The sequence below is a fragment of the Enterococcus wangshanyuanii genome (assembly GCF_002197645.1).
Classification (GTDB): domain Bacteria; phylum Bacillota; class Bacilli; order Lactobacillales; family Enterococcaceae; genus Enterococcus_L; species Enterococcus_L wangshanyuanii.
The window spans coordinates 1,615,609-1,633,465 of sequence record NZ_CP021874.1; the positions used below are offsets into that span (position 1 = coordinate 1,615,609).

Annotated in this window: 21 protein-coding genes and 1 other annotated feature; of the genes, 5 read left to right on the top strand and 16 right to left on the bottom strand. The window is 38.5% G+C overall.

Translation table 11 applies throughout. The features are described 5' to 3' along the window. Window positions 1–32 precede the first annotated feature (32 nt). Window positions 33–407, top strand: a complete 375-nt coding sequence (locus tag CC204_RS07815; RefSeq protein WP_088269677.1) for a DUF4828 domain-containing protein — start codon at window positions 33–35, stop codon at window positions 405–407. Between the two features lie 216 nt (window positions 408–623). Here CC204_RS07815 and CC204_RS07820 read toward each other — a convergent pair whose 3' ends face one another. The 13 genes from CC204_RS07820 to CC204_RS07880 form a co-directional block, all read right to left on the bottom strand. Continuing rightward, window positions 624–1,466: an SAM-dependent methyltransferase gene (locus CC204_RS07820; protein ID WP_157894258.1), complete on the bottom strand. Its 843-nt coding sequence runs from the start codon at window positions 1,464–1,466 to the stop codon at window positions 624–626. 76 nt (window positions 1,467–1,542) lie between these two features. After that, window positions 1,543–1,854, bottom strand: coding sequence for a phosphoribosyl-ATP diphosphatase (gene hisE, locus CC204_RS07825; protein ID WP_088269679.1), 312 nt, complete (start codon window positions 1,852–1,854; stop codon window positions 1,543–1,545). A gap of 13 nt (window positions 1,855–1,867) precedes the next feature. After that, the gene (gene hisI, locus CC204_RS07830) at window positions 1,868–2,173 is read right to left on the bottom strand and encodes a phosphoribosyl-AMP cyclohydrolase (protein ID WP_088269680.1); all 306 of its coding nucleotides are present in this window, start codon (window positions 2,171–2,173) and stop codon (window positions 1,868–1,870) included. Further along, a complete protein-coding gene (gene hisF, locus CC204_RS07835; protein ID WP_088269681.1) occupies window positions 2,170–2,925 on the bottom strand; it encodes an imidazole glycerol phosphate synthase subunit HisF in 756 nt (251 codons plus the stop codon). Before hisF ends, hisI begins: the two co-directional genes overlap by 4 nt. Further along, window positions 2,915–3,640: a 1-(5-phosphoribosyl)-5-[(5-phosphoribosylamino)methylideneamino]imidazole-4-carboxamide isomerase gene (gene hisA / locus CC204_RS07840; protein WP_088269682.1), complete on the bottom strand. Its 726-nt coding sequence runs from the start codon at window positions 3,638–3,640 to the stop codon at window positions 2,915–2,917. The genes hisF and hisA overlap by 11 nt, the downstream gene beginning before the upstream one ends. Continuing rightward, entirely contained in the window at window positions 3,618–4,244 is a 627-nt protein-coding gene (gene hisH, locus CC204_RS07845; protein WP_088269683.1) for an imidazole glycerol phosphate synthase subunit HisH, read from the bottom strand. Before hisH ends, hisA begins: the two co-directional genes overlap by 23 nt. Further along, on the bottom strand, window positions 4,245–4,829 hold the full coding sequence (gene hisB / locus CC204_RS07850; RefSeq protein ID WP_088269684.1) for an imidazoleglycerol-phosphate dehydratase HisB: 585 nt from the start codon (window positions 4,827–4,829) through the stop codon (window positions 4,245–4,247). Between the two features lie 18 nt (window positions 4,830–4,847). Continuing rightward, a complete protein-coding gene (gene hisD, locus CC204_RS07855) occupies window positions 4,848–6,128 on the bottom strand; it encodes a histidinol dehydrogenase (RefSeq protein ID WP_088269685.1) in 1,281 nt (426 codons plus the stop codon). Window positions 6,129–6,130: 2 nt separating this feature from the next. Further along, entirely contained in the window at window positions 6,131–6,769 is a 639-nt protein-coding gene (gene hisG / locus CC204_RS07860; RefSeq protein WP_088269686.1) for an ATP phosphoribosyltransferase, read from the bottom strand. Continuing rightward, window positions 6,762–7,955: an ATP phosphoribosyltransferase regulatory subunit gene (gene hisZ, locus CC204_RS07865; protein WP_088269687.1), complete on the bottom strand. Its 1,194-nt coding sequence runs from the start codon at window positions 7,953–7,955 to the stop codon at window positions 6,762–6,764. Before hisZ ends, hisG begins: the two co-directional genes overlap by 8 nt. 60 nt (window positions 7,956–8,015) lie before the next feature. After that, window positions 8,016–8,270 (bottom strand) — a binding site (T-box leader). A 61-nt stretch (window positions 8,271–8,331) separates the two neighbouring features. Next, window positions 8,332–9,132, bottom strand: coding sequence for a MerR family transcriptional regulator (locus tag CC204_RS07870; protein ID WP_088269688.1), 801 nt, complete (start codon window positions 9,130–9,132; stop codon window positions 8,332–8,334). 91 nt (window positions 9,133–9,223) lie between these two features. Next, window positions 9,224–9,691 carry a hypothetical protein gene (locus CC204_RS07875; RefSeq protein ID WP_088269689.1) on the bottom strand — a complete coding sequence of 156 codons (468 nt, stop codon included), beginning with the start codon at window positions 9,689–9,691 and terminating at the stop codon, window positions 9,224–9,226. Between the two features lie 112 nt (window positions 9,692–9,803). Beyond that, window positions 9,804–10,454, bottom strand: coding sequence for a DUF4947 domain-containing protein (locus CC204_RS07880; protein WP_088269690.1), 651 nt, complete (start codon window positions 10,452–10,454; stop codon window positions 9,804–9,806). Between the two features lie 222 nt (window positions 10,455–10,676). Between CC204_RS07880 and CC204_RS07885 the strand changes: the two genes are divergently transcribed. Next, complete coding sequence (locus tag CC204_RS07885; protein ID WP_088269691.1) at window positions 10,677–11,414, top strand: TraX family protein; 738 nt, start codon at window positions 10,677–10,679, stop codon at window positions 11,412–11,414. A 51-nt stretch (window positions 11,415–11,465) separates the two neighbouring features. Here CC204_RS07885 and CC204_RS07890 read toward each other — a convergent pair whose 3' ends face one another. Genes CC204_RS07890 through CC204_RS07900 form a run of 3 tightly spaced genes read right to left on the bottom strand, consistent with a single transcriptional unit; the run spans window position 11,466 to window position 13,059 of the window. Beyond that, window positions 11,466–11,828 (bottom strand): MmcQ/YjbR family DNA-binding protein, encoded by a 363-nt coding sequence (locus tag CC204_RS07890; protein ID WP_088269692.1) that lies wholly within the window; start codon window positions 11,826–11,828, stop codon window positions 11,466–11,468. Window positions 11,829–11,839: 11 nt separating this feature from the next. Continuing rightward, window positions 11,840–12,214 carry a VOC family protein gene (locus tag CC204_RS07895; RefSeq protein WP_088269693.1) on the bottom strand — a complete coding sequence of 125 codons (375 nt, stop codon included), beginning with the start codon at window positions 12,212–12,214 and terminating at the stop codon, window positions 11,840–11,842. A 20-nt stretch (window positions 12,215–12,234) separates the two neighbouring features. Then, window positions 12,235–13,059 (bottom strand): AraC family transcriptional regulator, encoded by an 825-nt coding sequence (locus CC204_RS07900; protein WP_088269694.1) that lies wholly within the window; start codon window positions 13,057–13,059, stop codon window positions 12,235–12,237. A 334-nt stretch (window positions 13,060–13,393) separates the two neighbouring features. Here CC204_RS07900 and efaR point away from each other — a divergent pair, with 334 nt between their 5' ends. From efaR to CC204_RS07915, 3 genes are read left to right on the top strand one after another with little or no spacing between them, the layout of a single operon-like run. Beyond that, window positions 13,394–14,062, top strand: coding sequence for a transcriptional regulator EfaR (efaR, locus tag CC204_RS07905; RefSeq protein ID WP_088269695.1), 669 nt, complete (start codon window positions 13,394–13,396; stop codon window positions 14,060–14,062). Continuing rightward, window positions 14,059–15,576 (top strand): glucose-6-phosphate dehydrogenase, encoded by a 1,518-nt coding sequence (gene zwf / locus CC204_RS07910; protein ID WP_088269696.1) that lies wholly within the window; start codon window positions 14,059–14,061, stop codon window positions 15,574–15,576. The genes efaR and zwf overlap by 4 nt, the downstream gene beginning before the upstream one ends. A 17-nt stretch (window positions 15,577–15,593) precedes the next feature. Beyond that, the gene (locus tag CC204_RS07915) at window positions 15,594–17,798 is read left to right on the top strand and encodes a GH25 family lysozyme (protein ID WP_088269697.1); all 2,205 of its coding nucleotides are present in this window, start codon (window positions 15,594–15,596) and stop codon (window positions 17,796–17,798) included. Window positions 17,799–17,857: the final 59 nt, after the last annotated feature.

A 17,857-nucleotide genomic window follows, 5' to 3' on the forward strand; every position in this document is an offset into this window, starting at 1 on the left:
GTGCTATGATTGACTTAGAGGAGATTGATACTATGAAAAAACACTGGTCATTATTTTTAGGCGCATCACTTATTACTGGAATCGCAGGCTCGTTGTTTTTGAAAAAGCAACAAGAAAAACAACAAACTAGCACTAGTATTCCTAATTTATATAAAAGTTATATCGGTAGATGGTGGTTCGTCAACAAACAAAAAGCAATACAGCATACATTGAGTATCGAAGAAGATTTACAAATCAGCATTGATGGAAAAAATGTAAATTATAGCTTGATCGAATTAACAAGTAAGCGCTTAGTTGCCCAAGATGAATATGGGTATCATTTGATCGTCCAATGCATCAATGATGAGCCTGCGTCTTTGTATGATGAAGCGGATGATGCGACGTATGTTTTAGAGTCAGCATCTTAGGTGGAAACAAAATCAGTACAGCATTGCTACTTTGATTGTAAAAGCCTCATAACGTTGTACATCAAAATGACAACGTTGTGAGGCTTTTTATTTGTTACTGACAGAATAAGATCCCAAAAACAGAAAAAAGAGCACCTGATGATTTATTTCTATTTCACTTCTGGTTATCTAACCCCAGATTAGCATTACGCAAAAAGAGAGAACTACTTTTTTTCTCTATCTCTTTTTCTCTGCAATCACACAGATCGTCTCGCTTTGTTCTGTATATTTATTTCCACAGACATCGGCATAATAAGTAACGATTTCAAAAGAGGCTTCTTCTAATTCACTTGTGATTTTTTGTAAATCAAAATATTGATGCCAAATATTAAAGTTCATTATCGTGTCGTCTTCTTTCAACAGAATCGTCTGTTCCAAAGTAACACCATGATCGTATTTTTTATTTCTTGTTACCACAACATGTTTACCCGTTGACCAAAAACCATCACTATCATGAAGTGTCCAACTGTTTTCAGATTGAAAATTAGTTAGTTTTTGTAGTGAAAAAACATCTAAAATCAACTTTCCTCCACGTTTTAAAGAAGTATAGATATTTTCAAACAATAATTTTCGGTCCTCTGGCGATAACGCACCATAATCACAATAAATAAGTAAAGCTAAATCATACTGCTCCTGTTCTTTCCACGAAAGATAACTTTCACATCTATAATCGATGGTCAAGCCCTGCTCTTCAGCAGCTGATCTTGCATAATCAATTGAATTTTTAGAGAAATCGATCGCAGTCACATCGTACTTCTTTTTTGCTAAACGTTCTGGATAAAGTCCAGGTCCACAACTTAAATCAATGACTCTCTTAAACTCAGCAACTGGAACAACTTCATTTAGCCAGTCAACTGATCGATTAATCACCGAAAGTTTTCTGCTTGCGCCATCATTCGTCTGATCTAAATGAGCTTTTAATAGCTGCTTGGAAATATAGGGATCTAGCCAAAATTCTCGTTCACTTTTTTCATATTGTTTAGGTTCATTAAAGTAATCAACTATTTGCTTTTCTGGCATTAGTACTACACTCTTTTCTTTCATCTTTTTTTAATAGCATACACTCAAAAAAATTCTGCTATATGAGTAATTATTCTTAAAGCCTGTCGATTGGTTTTCTCTCTTCAGTCTTACTTAACAGACCCTCTCGGCTTTTTAATTCTTGTTCAATGGCTTTTAATGGAATTTCCTTTTCTGCCAGTAAGACTAGCATGTGATAAATCAAATCTGAGGTTTCTGCAATTAATTCTGCTTGATCATTTTTTGCTGCAATGACCACCTCAGTTGCTTCTTCTCCAACTTTTTTGAGAATCTTATCTAAACCTTGATCAAATAAATAATTTGTATATGAGCCAGTTTTGGGTTCTTTTTTTCGTAAAAGAATTTCTTCATATAATTGTTCGATCATCATTATGCTCCTTTCAACGAATCACATTATAAAAACAGCTATGAGCGCCTGTATGACAAGCAGGTCCGGTCTGTTCTACAGTGATCAACAATGTATCTTGATCGCAATCCAGTACGATTCCTTTGACCTTTTGCTGATGTCCGCTTGTCTCACCTTTGTTCCATAGCTTTTGCCGCGAACGAGAATAGAACCAAGTCGTTCTGGTTTCAAGTGTTTTCTGGTAACTTTCTTCATTCATGTAGGCCAGCATTAAAATATCCTTGCTGCTTTCTTCAACAATGATTGCTGGGACTAATCCTTTAGAAAAATCCGGCTTCATCGGCGCACCTCCACTCCATTGTCTCTTAGTGTTTCTTTTAAGGTTGGTATTTTGACCTCACCGTAATGGAAAATACTTGCAGCTAAAGCTGCTGAAACTGTAGTCTCTTTAAAGACTTCTACAATATCTTCAGCATCTCCACAGCCGCCAGAAGCGATGACAGGAACATTAACAGCTTCACAAATCGCTTGATTTAAAGCAAGATCATAGCCTTTTTTAGTACCATCCGCATCCATACTTGTCAGTAAAATTTCTCCGGCACCTAAAGCAACTGCCTTTTTAGCCCAGTCTACCGCATCCAATCCAGTATCCTCACGACCACCCTTTACAAAAACATGCCAAGCATCTCCGTTTTTTTTCGCATCGATCGCCACTACGATGCACTGAGAGCCGAATTTTTCAGCCCCTTCTTGAATCAAAGCAGGCCGACTGATCGCTGCTGAATTAAGAGATATTTTATCAGCACCTGCTTGTAGTAGCTGTTTCATGTCTGAAACGGAGCGAATTCCCCCGCCAACTGTTAAAGGGATAAATACTTCGGCTGCTGTTCTTTCCACAACATCGACCATCGTTTTCCGTTCATCACTAGTAGCCGTGATATCTAAAAAGACAAGTTCATCTGCCCCTTGGTCATTGTATACTCTGGCAATATCAACTGGATCGCCAACATCTTTAAGATCAACAAAATTGATCCCTTTTACCACTCGTCCGTCAGTTACATCCAAGCAAGGGATGATTCGTTTAGTCAGCACTATTTTCCACCTCCAGCATGTCTGTCAATGTGATCGCCCCATTATAAAATGCTTTTCCCACAATTGCTCCGTAAAGATCCAACTCTGCTAAATCAGTCAAATCTTTTTTACAACTCACACCGCCGGAAGCAATAAGCTTCATCTGCGGCACTGCTTTTTTTAGTTCTTGGTAGTGTTCGAGCGTTGGTCCTGTCAAGGTGCCATCTTTTGCGATGTCGGTGTAAATGATCGTCTGAACACCGATTGCAGCCATTTCTTTTGCTAATTGTAAATAGTCTGTTTCACTGACATCCAGCCAGCCGCTGACTGCAACTCGCCCTTCTTTCGCATCGATCCCTACTGCAATTTTATCGCCATACTTTTCAACCGCTGATTTGACTAAGTCTGGATCAGTCAATGCAGCAGATCCAATGATCATTCGATCGATCCCTAGCGCTGCATACTCATCAATTTGCTGTAATGTCCGAATACCTCCGCCAACTTCAATTTTGATCCCTGTGCTTTCTTTCATTTGCTGAATCAATGAAGCATTTGCAGCCTGTCCCAATAATGCCCCGTCCAAATCCACGACGTGGATCATCGGGATACCAGCCTTGTGAAATTCGTTGACTTGAGCTAATGGGTCTTCATTTACGATCGTTTTCTTTGAAAAATCTCCCTGGACTAACCGAACTGCTTTTCCTTCACGAATATCAATCGCTGGTAATACGTGCATCAATAATAACCTCCTTAAACCCTTGTAAAATGGTCAATCCTTCATCACTACTTTTTTCCGGATGAAACTGTGTGCCAAAAATATTTCCTTTTGAAATCATCGCAGGTACTTTGATTGAGTATTGTACAAACGCATCAATGACATCCGGTTCACAATCAGCATAATAAGAGTGAACAAAATAAACATATTTCCCATGTACTTCTTTTGTGAGTGGTGTGTCATTTATCACGACCAATTCATTCCATCCCATATGCGGAACTGGCATTGCAGGATCTTCCGGCAGTCGCTCACAGATGCCTTCGATCAATCCTAAGCCTTCTGTAAACCCATTTTCCATACTGCCCTCTAATAATAGCTGCATCCCTAAACATACACCTAAGATTGGCGTTCCCCGTTGAGCAGCTTCTTTGATCACGTCTACCAATCCGCGCTCTGTTAATTCCTTCATCGCTAAAGAAAAAGCACCCACACCCGGTAAAATCAGTCCTTCTGCAGCTAAAATTTCTTGTGGATCTGCAGAAATTTTATTTTCAAGTCCTACATGATTTAAGGCTTTTTGAACATTTCGTGTATTTCCCGTATCGTAATCAATGATAATGATCATCTACAAAATTCCTTTCGTGGAGTTGACTCCCTGGATCTCCGGATTTTCTGTTATCGCTTCTCGTAACGCGCGACCCGTTGCTTTGAACAATGCTTCGATTTTATGATGTGTATTTTTCCCATGCAGAATTTTTAAATGTAGATTCATTTGTGTGTTGAAAGCCAGCGCCTGAAAAAATTCTTCAGTCAATTCTGTATCGAATGCGCCTAATTTAGGATTATCAAAGTCTGCATCAAACACTAAAAATGAACGGCCGCTCAAATCCAGTGAAGCCATTCCCAATGTTTCGTCCATCGGTACAAAGCTTGTTCCATAACGATTTATCCCTCTTTTATCTCCTAACGCATCCTTTATACATTGACCCAAAACAATCCCTACATCTTCTACAGTATGATGGCTGTCTACCTCCAAATCACCATTCACGTTAACTTCTAAAGAGATTCTACTGTGACGAGCAAACAATGTCAGCATGTGATCAAAAAAACCAACACCCGTTTGAATATTTACGGGTTCTTGCTGATCCAAATTCAAGCTTAATTCGATCTTTGTTTCTGCAGTGCTTCTGTTTAATGCTGCTGTTCTCATATTCTTTCCTCCTTACCTTTATTCAAAACGATAATCAATGGCGCGGGCATGAGCTTCCAGTCCTTCTTTTCTAGCTAAAATAGTCACTGCATCTTTCGCATTCGCTAACGCCTCTTTTGTATAGTATGTCACCTGACTATATTTTACGAAATCATAGACCCCTAAAGGCGAATAAAATTTTGCTGTTCCGCTTGTCGGCAACACATGATTAGTGCCGGAAAAATAGTCACCCACCGGTTCACAGGCATACGCACCTAAAAAGATTGAGCCTGCATTTTTTATTTCATGTAAATAGCTCATCGGATCAGGAAGCTGAACTTCCAAATGCTCTGGAGCGATCTCGTTCATGACGGTAAACATTGCTTCAATTGTAGGAACGATAATAATTTGACCCTTGTTTTCAATAGACTGCTCGGCAATCTTTCTACGAGGGAGTGTTTGTAATTGTTTATAAACTTCTTTTTCTACTTGATCTGCCAATCGTTCAGAAGTCGTCACCAAAATCGCTCTCGCTAAAACATCGTGTTCTGCTTGAGAAAGTAGATCGGCTGCTATATACACTGGATTCGCTGTTTCATCTGCCAAAATTCCGATTTCAGAAGGACCTGCGATCATATCGATACCGACTAAGCCAAATACTTGTTTTTTAGCGGTCGCCACATAGATATTTCCCGGTCCGACGATTTTATCTACTTTAGGAATACTTGTTGTTCCATGAGCTAATGCAGCTACGGCTTGTGCGCCCCCAACTTGAAAAATCCGATCGACTCCTGCGATCTTCGCTGCTGCTAAGATCACATCCGGAATACCCGAGCTTGTCGGCGGCGTGACCATGACGATTTCCTTTACTCCAGCGATTTTTGCCGGCAGCACATTCATTAATACAGAAGAAGGATACGCCGCTGTTCCACCAGGTACATAAACGCCTACCCGTTCTAAAGGTAAAACCAATTGTCCGCGTATCACACCAGACTTCTCAGTATCCATAAAATCATGTTGTTTTTGCTTTTCATGGTAGCTGATGATATTTTCTTTAGCCTTTTTTAAGCTGTCGATCACTTCTTTTTCTACACGAATATAGCCTTGTTCGATCGTATCTTTACTAACCTCCAGCTCCGTTAGTTCGACGTGGTCAAATTGGCTAGAATAACGTCTAAGTGCCTGATCCCCATATTGTGCAACTTCTTTAATGATCGTTTCAACTTGTGCTTCTACATCCAGTGTATCATTTTGCACTTGCGTATGCTCACGTTGCAATGCTGTTAAAATGTCAGATCCTTCTCCTTTTAATCTTTTCATCCTCATTGCTCCTCTCTTTCAATAACCGTTTCCAGCTCTGTAAATAATTGAAAAATTGCTTGACGTTTTCGTTTTAACTTTGCTTTATTGACGATTACACGTGCAGAAACAGGGCAAATATCTTCAAAAATTTCCAACCCATTTTCCTTTAGTGTTGTCCCTGTTTCAACGATATCAACGATTGCATCCGCCAACCCTAAAACAGGCGCGATTTCGACAGAACCTTCGATTTTGATGATTTCAACATCTTCGCCCTTCGCTCGAAAATGTTCAGAAGCAACAGTTGGATATTTTGTAGCGATCCGTTTTCTTTTATAATCATTCGGCTGATAATCTGGTATTGAAGCAACAGAAAATTTGCATTTTCCGATCCCAAGATCCAGCATTTCATAATACCCAAAGGGATTTTCCAGCAAGACGTCTTTCCCGACGATCCCAATATCTGCCACCCCATGACGAACATAGGTCGTCACATCCGCTGCTTTCACTAATAAAAAAGTAAAGCGTCGATCAGGACTGTCGAAAATCAATTTCCGTTGTTTGTCCATCATAAATGAAATATCGATCCCGGCTTTTTCAAAAAGTGCCAGCGTTTGCTTCTCTAATCGTCCTTTGGTCAAGGCAATCGTTAGTTTAGTCATATTCATTCACCGCCTTTTTCGTCTGGATTCCCAGTTCATCGATTTCAATAATTTGCTTATAGTGCCATTTTTTCCCGTAGTTCAGGGCTTCTTCCAACGAGTCAAATAGAGATAATTGATACCCCGTATTTTCCTTGACTAAAGTTTCTGCTTGCGGCAAGGAAGCTAGTGAACTATGAACTAAAGTGGTTGGTTGATTCAAAGTAGCCAGTTCCCCGCATTGATACTGGATCGCTACTAAAGTATCTAAATTGATGCCCAAACCAACAGCCGGAATCATCTTCGTGCCAAATTGTTCAGCTAAATGATCATAACGACCGCCCCGTAAAAAGATATCTGCTGCAAGATCTGCATAGCCGCTGAATAAAACACCTGTATAATAATCCATTAGCGCCACATGGCCTAAATCAAGCGTCAATGATAAGTCTGGATATTGTCTGTTCATCACTGTTGTCAATTCTTCTAATTCCTCGATCACCTGCATAATCTCTGATTGCTTTGGCAGTATCGCTCTTGCTTTCTCTATAACTTCTGTTGCTTCACCGAACAATTCAGGGATAGCGCGGATAAACGCATCTAGTTTACTTGGATGTTTTACCGTGAATCGTGATAGATCAGTCAAATTCTTATTTTCAAAACAGCTTTGTAAGTCACTTTTTTCTTTTGTGTTTAAATTCAATGACGAAACGATCAAACGAAAAATTTGGGCATGTCCTAACTCGATGTGAAAGTTGGGAATAGCCAATGTATTTAAAATGTCTACTGCACAAGCCAAACACTCCACTTCTGCTTTCAACGAAGAATAGCCAATCAATTCGATACCCGCTTGTGTCAGCTCATTTTGTTCACCTAACATTTCATCATTCGCTCGAAAAATTTTCCCGCTATACGATAATTTCAATGGCGGCTGGATCCCATCTGTAGCAATTACCCGACCGATCGGCTTAGTCATGTCAGGACGTAAAACTAACAATCGTCCATTTTTATCAAAAAAGCGGTAGCAATCCTGCAGATTGCTGTCTTTATTCAAAAAAACTTCCTCAAACTCGATGATCGGTGTATCTACCCGTTGATACCCTCTATGTGTCACAACATCATTGACCTTTTTCTCTAATTGATAAGCACCATTAGCTTCTCGAAATAATTTATCTCTCGTTCCTGACGGTAAACTGCGGTTCCATTTCATTTTTTTCCCTCCTCAAAAGCTGTTTATTAAATAAAAAAATCGTCCCCTTGGCAAATAAGCCAAGAGGACGAGAAATTTTCACGTGGTCCCACCTCAGATTTGTCTTTATCTCACGACAAAAACCTCTGTTAGTTCAATAACTAAAAAGCGATAACGGGCTCTCCGATTTTTCCTACTGATTCATAATAAATATCCGAATGATTTTCAGAAAAACAACTGACAGGCGTGTTCAATGAGGAATCGCTATTTCCTTGCAGCATCCGGAAACTCTCTGAAACGAATCGATTCATTTACTATTCTGATCACCGTTTTTTCATTTAATTCTCATATATTTCTAAACAATTTATCACGAATTTTGAATTTAGTCAATAGTTATTTAAATTTCTACTGGAAAATAAACATCCACAACATTTTTATCTGGTTCTGTCGTATTCGGATCGGTTTGATAAATCTCAAAAGGCGCGCCGGCCATCTTATAGCCTTTTTCCTCGATCCATTTTACTAACTTACTATAAACTGAATCTAATTCGGCATAGGGTCCGACATAGGTAGAAAACGCACATAAGCAAGAAGGAACACTTCGCGTCTCTTTTGTTTGCTCAGCGACTGGAACAGCAAGTTCCATATCAGCATCTTCCGGATCAAAGTCTGAACTGTGATAAATCGTCAACGGTGGGCCTGTTGGGGTTAGTTTTTCTGTAGACAGTTTTTCAAACAATTCGGCTAAATGTTTTCCGTATTCATTCACATTCATTCGCTTTCTAATAGAAAAAATATTTTTTTCTGGTACTTCCGTTAATTTCACTTCGATTTTATTTAAATAATCCATTAGCTTTTTCCCCTTTTCCAGTGTGAGTAGATCATTAGCTAAACGATCCAGCAACAAGGAGTAATTCTGCATCTTTTGTGTGATTTCTAGTCTCTTTTGAGTGATCGTTTGCTGCAGCAGCACTTGATCTTGTCCACTATTCAATACTTGTTTGATTTCTTCTAAAGAAAACGTGTATTCCTTTAGCCGTTTGATCAGTAGAATCGTCTCCAGCTGATCGACATCATAATAACGATAGCCACTGGCTATGTCTGTATAACTTGGTTTTAATAGATTGATTTCATCGTAATAACGCAATGCTTTTTTTGACACTTGGGAAACCTTTGAAAAATCACCGATCGATAGCATGGTTACCTCCTGAATTTTTATTTTTGCCTCGAGACATTCTTAGCATATCGCTTCCAGTAAGGGGAAGGTCAACTATAAATCATAAACTTTTTTATATTGTTTTTTTGATCGTCACTACCGCATAATTCATTAATTCGATCACTCGTGAAAAAAATAATGCTTCGGCAAAAGGTTGGTCCTTTTTGAATACACTAGCAGCCTCTTTGAATCGTTGATCGATCGCTTTATATCTGGGAGAAGCAACTTGAAAGCTACCTCGTTCTTCGAAAATCTGCTTATATTCTGATTCAAAATCAAGCAATTTCGCTACTTTTTTTAAATGTTCAGCTGAAATTTCTATCGTACTTTGAATAAGCTCTTCATTGGTCTCAGTGATTGAGTAACTTTGTTTTTCAGCGATAAAATAAAGATCTCCATAGACGATCGGATAGCTCTTTTCACCGATATTGATTTGACCGTTTTCGATGAATAATTGCATGATTTTAAGGGTTGTTTGACTTTTTCTTTCTGCTGCAGCTTCTCCTATTGTTTGATACGTACACTGGATTTCCGGTCTCATCTTGCTTCCTTCTTTCCTTTTGATTTTTATTTATTCTAAAAAAGTTCTAAAAAACTGCAGGCGATTCAGTGCAATTTTTTAGAACAGGTAGTGTTGGATCATTCTTATATTTTTAAAGTGTCTCGATCTTTCCATTAAAGTGGATATAGTCTGTCATTGGTGTGATAAATTGAACACTGTCTTCCGACAGATAAACATTTGGCTTATTTTGATCCTCATATACAAGTAATTCAAGTTCCATACTGAACGATGCGGCCAAAGATAAGTCTTTCGTTTGAAACATAAACGCTTTAGCTTGATTTTCAGTTAGCTTGCCTTCGTCAAATTGAGCTTTGATCAACTCCCACTCTCCGCCCTCAAGTCGCTCACTGATCACCGCTGTATCTGTAATGATTTGACTTGGCTCACCTAGTTTACTGATAACTTCGGCTTTCGTATATTGTGAATAATCCGGCACAAACGCAGAAATATTTCCATCACCTGACGATTCATAACTTACCTCTTCATCATCATCTTCCGGATTCGGAACAAATAGCGAGTCATTTAGCGCTTCATTGCCTTTTGTATTCTCTTTGCTGCTTTCCTTTGTACTTGAAGATTCTTTTTCTTTCGTGCTGTACTTTGTTTCTTTCGTCGTGCTTCCAACCGTACTGCTTGAAATCGTTACTTCTTTTGTTGTATTCTCTGTTTCTATTTCTTTTTTGGGTCCGCAGCCGCTGATAAATAACAGCATCAACCCACAAACGACGATCGTCTTTTTCATTATATATTCTCCTTTAATCCAATCAACCAACCTATATCAAGCTTATCATACCCTGCAATGAAAATAAACATCATTGAATGGCTGACATAGCTACTTACCTTGCATTTACTTGCTCGTCTACGCACATTTTTGTAAGATAACTGTTCGTTAAATCCCACGCTAAAACTGGTTATTTTTTTTATACTAATACACGTAATGAAAAATCACTTTAGGAGAATAAAAATGAACGCAAACCAATTAAAATTATTTATGATGAGCTTGATGGTCTTAGATCACTTAGCTCCGTTATTACCCCCGCAATTTGTTGTCCCCTTTAATATAGCGACCCGCTGTGTCGGTGTGTTTTTCGGTTTTATGGCTGTTGAAGGCTTTCACTATACTCGTAATCGTAAAAATTATTTACTCCGTTTATATGGTTGGGCTCTTTTCATGTTTGCTGGTAACACGCTATTGAATATGACAGTTTTAAAACAGTCCATCTGGCAAGCACACAACAATATTTTTCTAACTTTAGCGGTCGGTGTCAGTATTCTATGGGCAATTGATTTCGCTCTCCGAATCAAAGAGCCTTTTTTTAGAATTTCTGCAGGTTTACTAGCATTCCTTTTGATCATCGTTGCAGTGGTCGGCTTAGTTGAAGGCGGTTTAATCATTATTCCGTTCATGCTGATCAGTTATTTTTTCAGAACGAGTCCTAAAAAAAGAGATTTTGGCTATTTGATTTTTTCAGCCTGTCTATTGCTGATGAACCTGATTGGCCTACCAAGCTATTCAATCGAAACACTCAAAACGACTCTGATGTTAAATCCAGAATTCCTATTTATTACTGTGATTCCTTTCATTCATTTGTATAATGGAAAAAAAGGCAGTAACAATCCTTTTTTCAAATATCTTTTTTATGTTTTTTATCCCGCACATTTATGGTTGATCACGTTGATTGCTTCTACTTTGAATCAGTGAGTTAAAAAGCGAATCCACAGGACAATCCGTACTTGTCCTGTGGATTCGCTTTTATTGATATTTCTCTTGCATTTTTTTAGGCAGTTTACTCAGCACCAGTGTATAAGACTGTTTTAAAAACGAAGCTAGCTGTTCATCTGTAAAAGAGGAATTTTCCAGCTTAAAAGAATTCCAATGCGTTTTATTCGCATAATAGCCTGGAACAACATCTGAATACTGTTCTCGTAATACGTCATTTTCTTCCGGAGGACCTTTGACTGTCATAACCAACTCACCCTGATTATTTGTGCCAAGCATGCAGAAGCCTTTTTTCTCGATTTCAAAATAATCGCAGTCCCAATCCTCACGATAATAGACAGATGCGCCTGGCCATTCCTTTGCAACGGCTTTTAAATAGTCACTTCTTTTATTCATCAAAACACCTCCTACTCATTACAAAAAAGACTTAATAGATTGCCATCTACGTCTTTGATGATCGCATAATACTGTCCCCAAAATGCCTGCCAGGGCTCTTTAAAAATATCGTAGCCATAGCCTTTCATTCGCTCACAAACTTGATCTACTTCTTCAGGAGAAGCGCATAAAAAGGCCAACTCGATTTTGTCACCGGTGCTTTTTGGCGGATAACCATAAATTCCTGTGATCATCGTTTTTGTATTTAGAGAGATCCTGATCCCCGCATGCTCTAGTTCAACGTAGTCTCCCTGTTTTTCCCCCACTGCTTGAAAACCCAGTCGTTCGTAAAATAAAACTGCTTCTTCCATCGACTCTACAATGATTCCTACCATATCAAGCTTCATCGTATGCACTCCTTTCTTAGCTATTCTTCAGTATACTCAGCCAGTTTGTTTTTGTCTTGTATTATTCCGACATGCTTGGTCATTTCTTGCGGTGTTAAACCAGTCATTCTTTTCATTTTCTTACTATAATGAGACTGATCAGCAAACCCATACTTCTCGACTAAATCCAACTGTTTTATTTGTGGATTCTTGGTAATTTCCTGATAGACGTTCTGAAAGCGAAGCACATCAAATACTTCATAAGGGGTGAGCCCAATTTCTTCCTTGAATAAGCGTTGTAGACTTCGTTCAGAAATCAATGTCTTAGCAGTGAGCGATTCATAAGACTTATAAGCAGAATATTCATGGATAAAAAGTGGTATCGCTGCAGAGATCTGCCTATCCATACGATTAAGCTGCTTTAGGAAATATTGATTCAAAACTCTGATCAGCTCAGCAACAGTCGCCTTGCCTGAAAGCTGAGCTGCCAGTTCTTTTGCCAAAGCTTTTTCTACTTCTATTAATGGTCTAAGCTGATTTTTCAATTCTTTGAATGACTGATTTATAAATGGATACATCCCACCTAAATGAAAGCGAATGCCTAAATGAAGTAATTCTCTTTCAGCATACGAATAAAAAAAGGTAGTACTCGGACCACAAAGTTCGACCGATAAAATCTCTAATGCTGGAGTCAACTGAACAATCAAATCCGAACATAAATCCGGAATAATACGAGCTGGCTCCTGATTTGGTCGAGTATAACTAAACCAATAGGATTGAATATATGCACTCAAGCGCAGATCAGGCTGGATTTCTTGATAGTGATTTGTCAGCTCCTGCCAAACTTTAGGAATATATTCTGTCATGTACTATCCTCCTTTGATCAAAACATTCGCATTTCCTTATCGATATCTTTTTTATTATTATAACATCAATCAGACTAACGCTTAAATGCATCTACCTAAATCACCCTAATCAAATTTTAATATTCCTCTATAAAACAGATTTTTTTATTTTTGTTCAATAGAACAAAAATTGTTTTACAAAAGAGAAAACGTTATCATTTCTATGTTTGTTTTACCAATTTCCATTTTATAAACGAAACAGTCGTTTTTTTAAAGATTAATATATTATTAAATGGTCAAAAAAAGCTTTTTCTGATAAACTTATCGTGATGGCTTTTTTGAAAGGATGAAATATATGACCCCGAATCGTGAAGACTACCTAAAATTAATCTTTGAATTAGGCGGCGATGAAACAAAAATCAACAACAAACAAATCGTTTCAGGTCTGGATGTTTCTGCAGCATCTGTTAGCGAGATGATTTCAAAATTGGTAAAAGAACAGCTAGTCGAACATTCACCATACCAAGGTGTTCAGCTTACAGAATCAGGACTGAAAAAAGCCAGCACATTGATTCGCAAGCATCGATTGTGGGAAGTGTTTTTAGTTGAACATTTGAATTATTCCTGGAATGAAGTTCATGACGATGCAGAAGTTCTGGAGCATGTGACTTCCCAAACATTGGCCAATCGCTTATCTGAGTATTTAAATAAGCCAAAATTTTGTCCTCATGGCGGAGTAATCCCGGAAGATGATCAGCCAGTTCATGAAGAAAAGCGTCAAACATTGATCGATTATCCCGTTGGAACAACGATCCGTATTGCACGTGTATTAGATGAAAAAGAATTGCTAGACTATTTAGTCTCGATCGATCTAAACATCCATGAAGAATATCAAATAGATGAAATTGCAGCGTATGAAGGACCTATCAGCATCAGCAATAAACAAAAACGATTGGCGGTCAGTTACAAGGCTGCGAGTACGATTTTTGTTGATCCAATAAATGAAAGCGGGGAATTGAAATGAATGAAAAAATAGCATTGTTCACAATTTTTGGCGGTACTGGCGATTTAGCAAAACGGAAATTATATCCTTCTTTATTCAGATTGTACCGTAAAGGAAACTTAGCCGAGCATTTTGCTGTGATCGGTACAGCAAGAAGAGAATGGACGGATGAACACTACCGTGAAATCGTTCGTGAAACGATCAAAGATCTAAACCCTACGGCAGAAGAAGCACAAGCTTTTTCAAGCCATTTTTACTACCAGTCCCATAATGTGAACGATTCAGAGCACTATGATACATTAAAAAAATTGTCAGATACGTTAAATGAAAAATATGATTTGGGTGGCAACCACATTTATTATCTGGCTATGGCACCTCAATTCTTCGGCACGATCGTTCAACACTTAAAATCCCAAGAAATCTTAACTGAAAAGGGCTTTGATCGTTTGATCATTGAAAAACCCTTTGGCTCTGATTACGAGTCTGCTTATCAGCTTAATGAAGAAATCCGTGCAGTGTTCCCTGAAAAAGATATTTTTAGAATCGATCACTATTTAGGAAAAGAAATGATCCAGAATATTTCTGCGATCCGTTTTGCTAATAATATTTTTGAATCTCAATGGAATAACCGCTACATCGATAATGTACAAATCACTTTTGCTGAAGGTCTTGGCGTTGAAGATCGCGGCGGCTATTACGATCATAGCGGAGCACTGAAAGATATGGTACAAAACCATATTTTACAAGTCGTTGCTTTATTAGCGATGGAACCGCCTGTTGCCTTTTCAGAAGCTGAAATCAGATCAGAAAAGGTTAAAGCTTTACAAGCCATTCGTCTCTATTCTGAAAAAGAAGCATTGGAGAACTTTGTTCGCGGTCAATATGGTGCTGGTAAGCTTGAAGATCAAGACTTCGTCAGCTATCGTGATGAACCGAATGTCGATGAAAACTCTCAAACAGAAACCTTTGTCGCAGGTAAGTTTTTGATCGACAACTTCCGTTGGTCAGGCGTTCCATTTTATATCCGCACAGGAAAACGTCTAACTGAAAAAGGCACACGTATCAATATCGTCTTTAAACAAGTTCCGATCAATGTCTTTAAAGATGACGTTGACCATTGCGGAGAAAAAACAGATTTACCGCCAAATGTTTTAACGATTTATATTCAGCCGACAGAAGGATTCTCTCTGACATTGAATGGCAAAGAAATCGGTCAAGGATTCTCTACGACTCCTGTCAAGCTAGACTATCGTCATAGCGCGGAAACAACAGGAAACAGCCCTGAAGCATACGAAAAACTACTGTTAGATAGTTTAAATGGTGACGGCACAAACTTCTCTCATTGGGATGAAGTGGCTCAATCTTGGCGGATCGTTGATATCATACGTCAGGCTTGGGATAAAACATCGGTTGATTTCCCTAATTACGCAGCAGGTTCAATGGGGCCGGATGCCGCCTTTGAATTACTTGCTCGTGATCATTTTTCTTGGGAATGGCAGCCGGATAACTGGTACCGTGAACGAGGCAAACTTTAATATTTATGGAGGAATAAATGAATAAACTAACGATTAAAATCCCACTTTTTTGTACAGCTGCTCTTTTGACTCTCGGATTGACTACTCTTTCCTATGCCGAAGAAAACACAACTATCAGCAGCTCAGATACTGAAACAACAACAAGTAGTGTGCTTTCATCCGTTCAAAATCCAACGGACGAAAGCACAACGACTACAATTGAGAAAGAAACACCGTCAAGTACAGCTGCGTCTGAATCAACAGAAAAAAGTACAGAAACAGAAGCAGTAAATAGCTCTCTTTACTTTGATGACTACTATCTTCCATCAAATCGGTCAGACTTGAATCCTACGATCCAAAGTCGCAGTATCATGCCTGCTCTTTCAATGGATGTGGTCAATGCTGGAGAAGCCAATCGACCAAGCTCACACTTTATCGATATTTCTTCTCATAACGGTTCGATCTCAGTAGCAAACTTTCAAAAGATGAAGAACTATGGAATCAAAGGTGTTGTAGTTAAGCTAACTGAAAGTACTAGCTACGTTAATCCTTATGCGCAAGAGCAAATCAATAACGCAACGGCTGCTGGTTTGAAAGTTTCTGCTTATCATTACGCCCATTATACGTCCAGCGCGATTGCTTCTAGTGAAGCAAATTATTTCGCTTCGTTAGCGAATACCTTTAAATTACCTAAGTCGACTGTCATGGTCATCGACATCGAGGAAGGGAAAATGCTGAATGGTTCGTTAACACCAAATACAACTAGCTTTGTAAATGTTTTAAAGGCCAACGGTTTTTCAAATATCATGTATTATATGAACCGAACTTACGCAACAAGCGGACATTTTTCTGTAAGTACCTTTGGTGCAAAAAATATGTGGGTTGCTCAATATCCTTATACGCCAACTGCTGGTATGAACTGGAACAATGAATTTTCTTCATGGCAGTGGTCTTCTCAATATTATATTCCGGGGATCGCCCATCCTTTTGATATTTCAATGGATTACACGGGGTATCTGGAAAATGGTGCACAAGGAAAATGGCTGAGTGCAAATCAATACGTAACAGTCACTAAGAAGAATTACTCTATTTGGTCAAACTTCAACTTTAATTCTGCTTTGACAAATACCACGAATGTTTTCAATAAGACCTACAAGGTTACCGGAAAATACCAGCATATGAACGGTAGTACTTACTATTCTCTTTATGACAACAATGGAAACTGGAAGGGTTATGTCAATGCCGAAGCAACAACAAAAGCGAATGGCGCTCAAGGTCTGTGGTTAAGTGAAAATAAATACGTAACACTAACCAAAAAATCGCAAACAATTTGGGGCGACATCAACACCTTCTCTAGTAAGAAGAGCAACACAACTGATCTTTATCAAAAAACATACAAAGTTTCTGGAAAATATAACCATGCGAATGGCGCTGTTTATTATTCTTTATATGACAATAATAACAAATGGATCGGCTATATCAATGCGGATTTTGCAAGCTCTGCATCAGGACCTCAAGGGACTTGGTTAAGTGAGAATAAGTATGTTACACTCACTACAAAAGGTCAAACAATCTGGGGGGATATCAACACATTCTCCAGTAAAAAAGGCAACACAACTGATCTTTACCAAAAAACATACAAAGTCACTGGAAAATACAATCATATTGCAGGAGCCGTCTACTATTCTTTATATGATAATGACAACAAGTGGGTCGGTTATATCAATGCCAATGGACCTACTGTCGCTACAGGGCCTCAAGGGACTTGGCTAAGTAATAACGACTATGTAACGATCACAAAAAAAGGGACAACTCTTTGGGGGGATATCAATAATTTCTCAAGTAAAAAAGGAAATACAACTGATATTTACCAACAAACGTTCCACGCCAAAGGAAAATACAATCATATTGCTAACGTTACCTACTACTCTCTTTATGATAACAACGGAAAATGGATCGGCTATCTAAATTCAAGTGCAGCAACTGTTGCACCAGGTTCTCAAGGGATTTGGATCAAAAATGACGAACAAGTAAAAATCAATAAGAAAGACTATACGATTTGGTCTGATATTGATAAATTTTCTACTAAAAAGGGAAATACCACCGAGATCTACGGTAAAACCTATCATGCAAAAGGGATTTACTATCACTTCTCTGGTGCTGCTTACTACTCTCTTTACGATAACACTAGTGGAAAATGGATCGGCTATTTAAATACAAACGCAACGCTCGTTACTAAGTAAACTAAAAAGGGAACTAAAACGAAATATCATCGTTTTAGTTCCCTTTTTAAGAATCATCT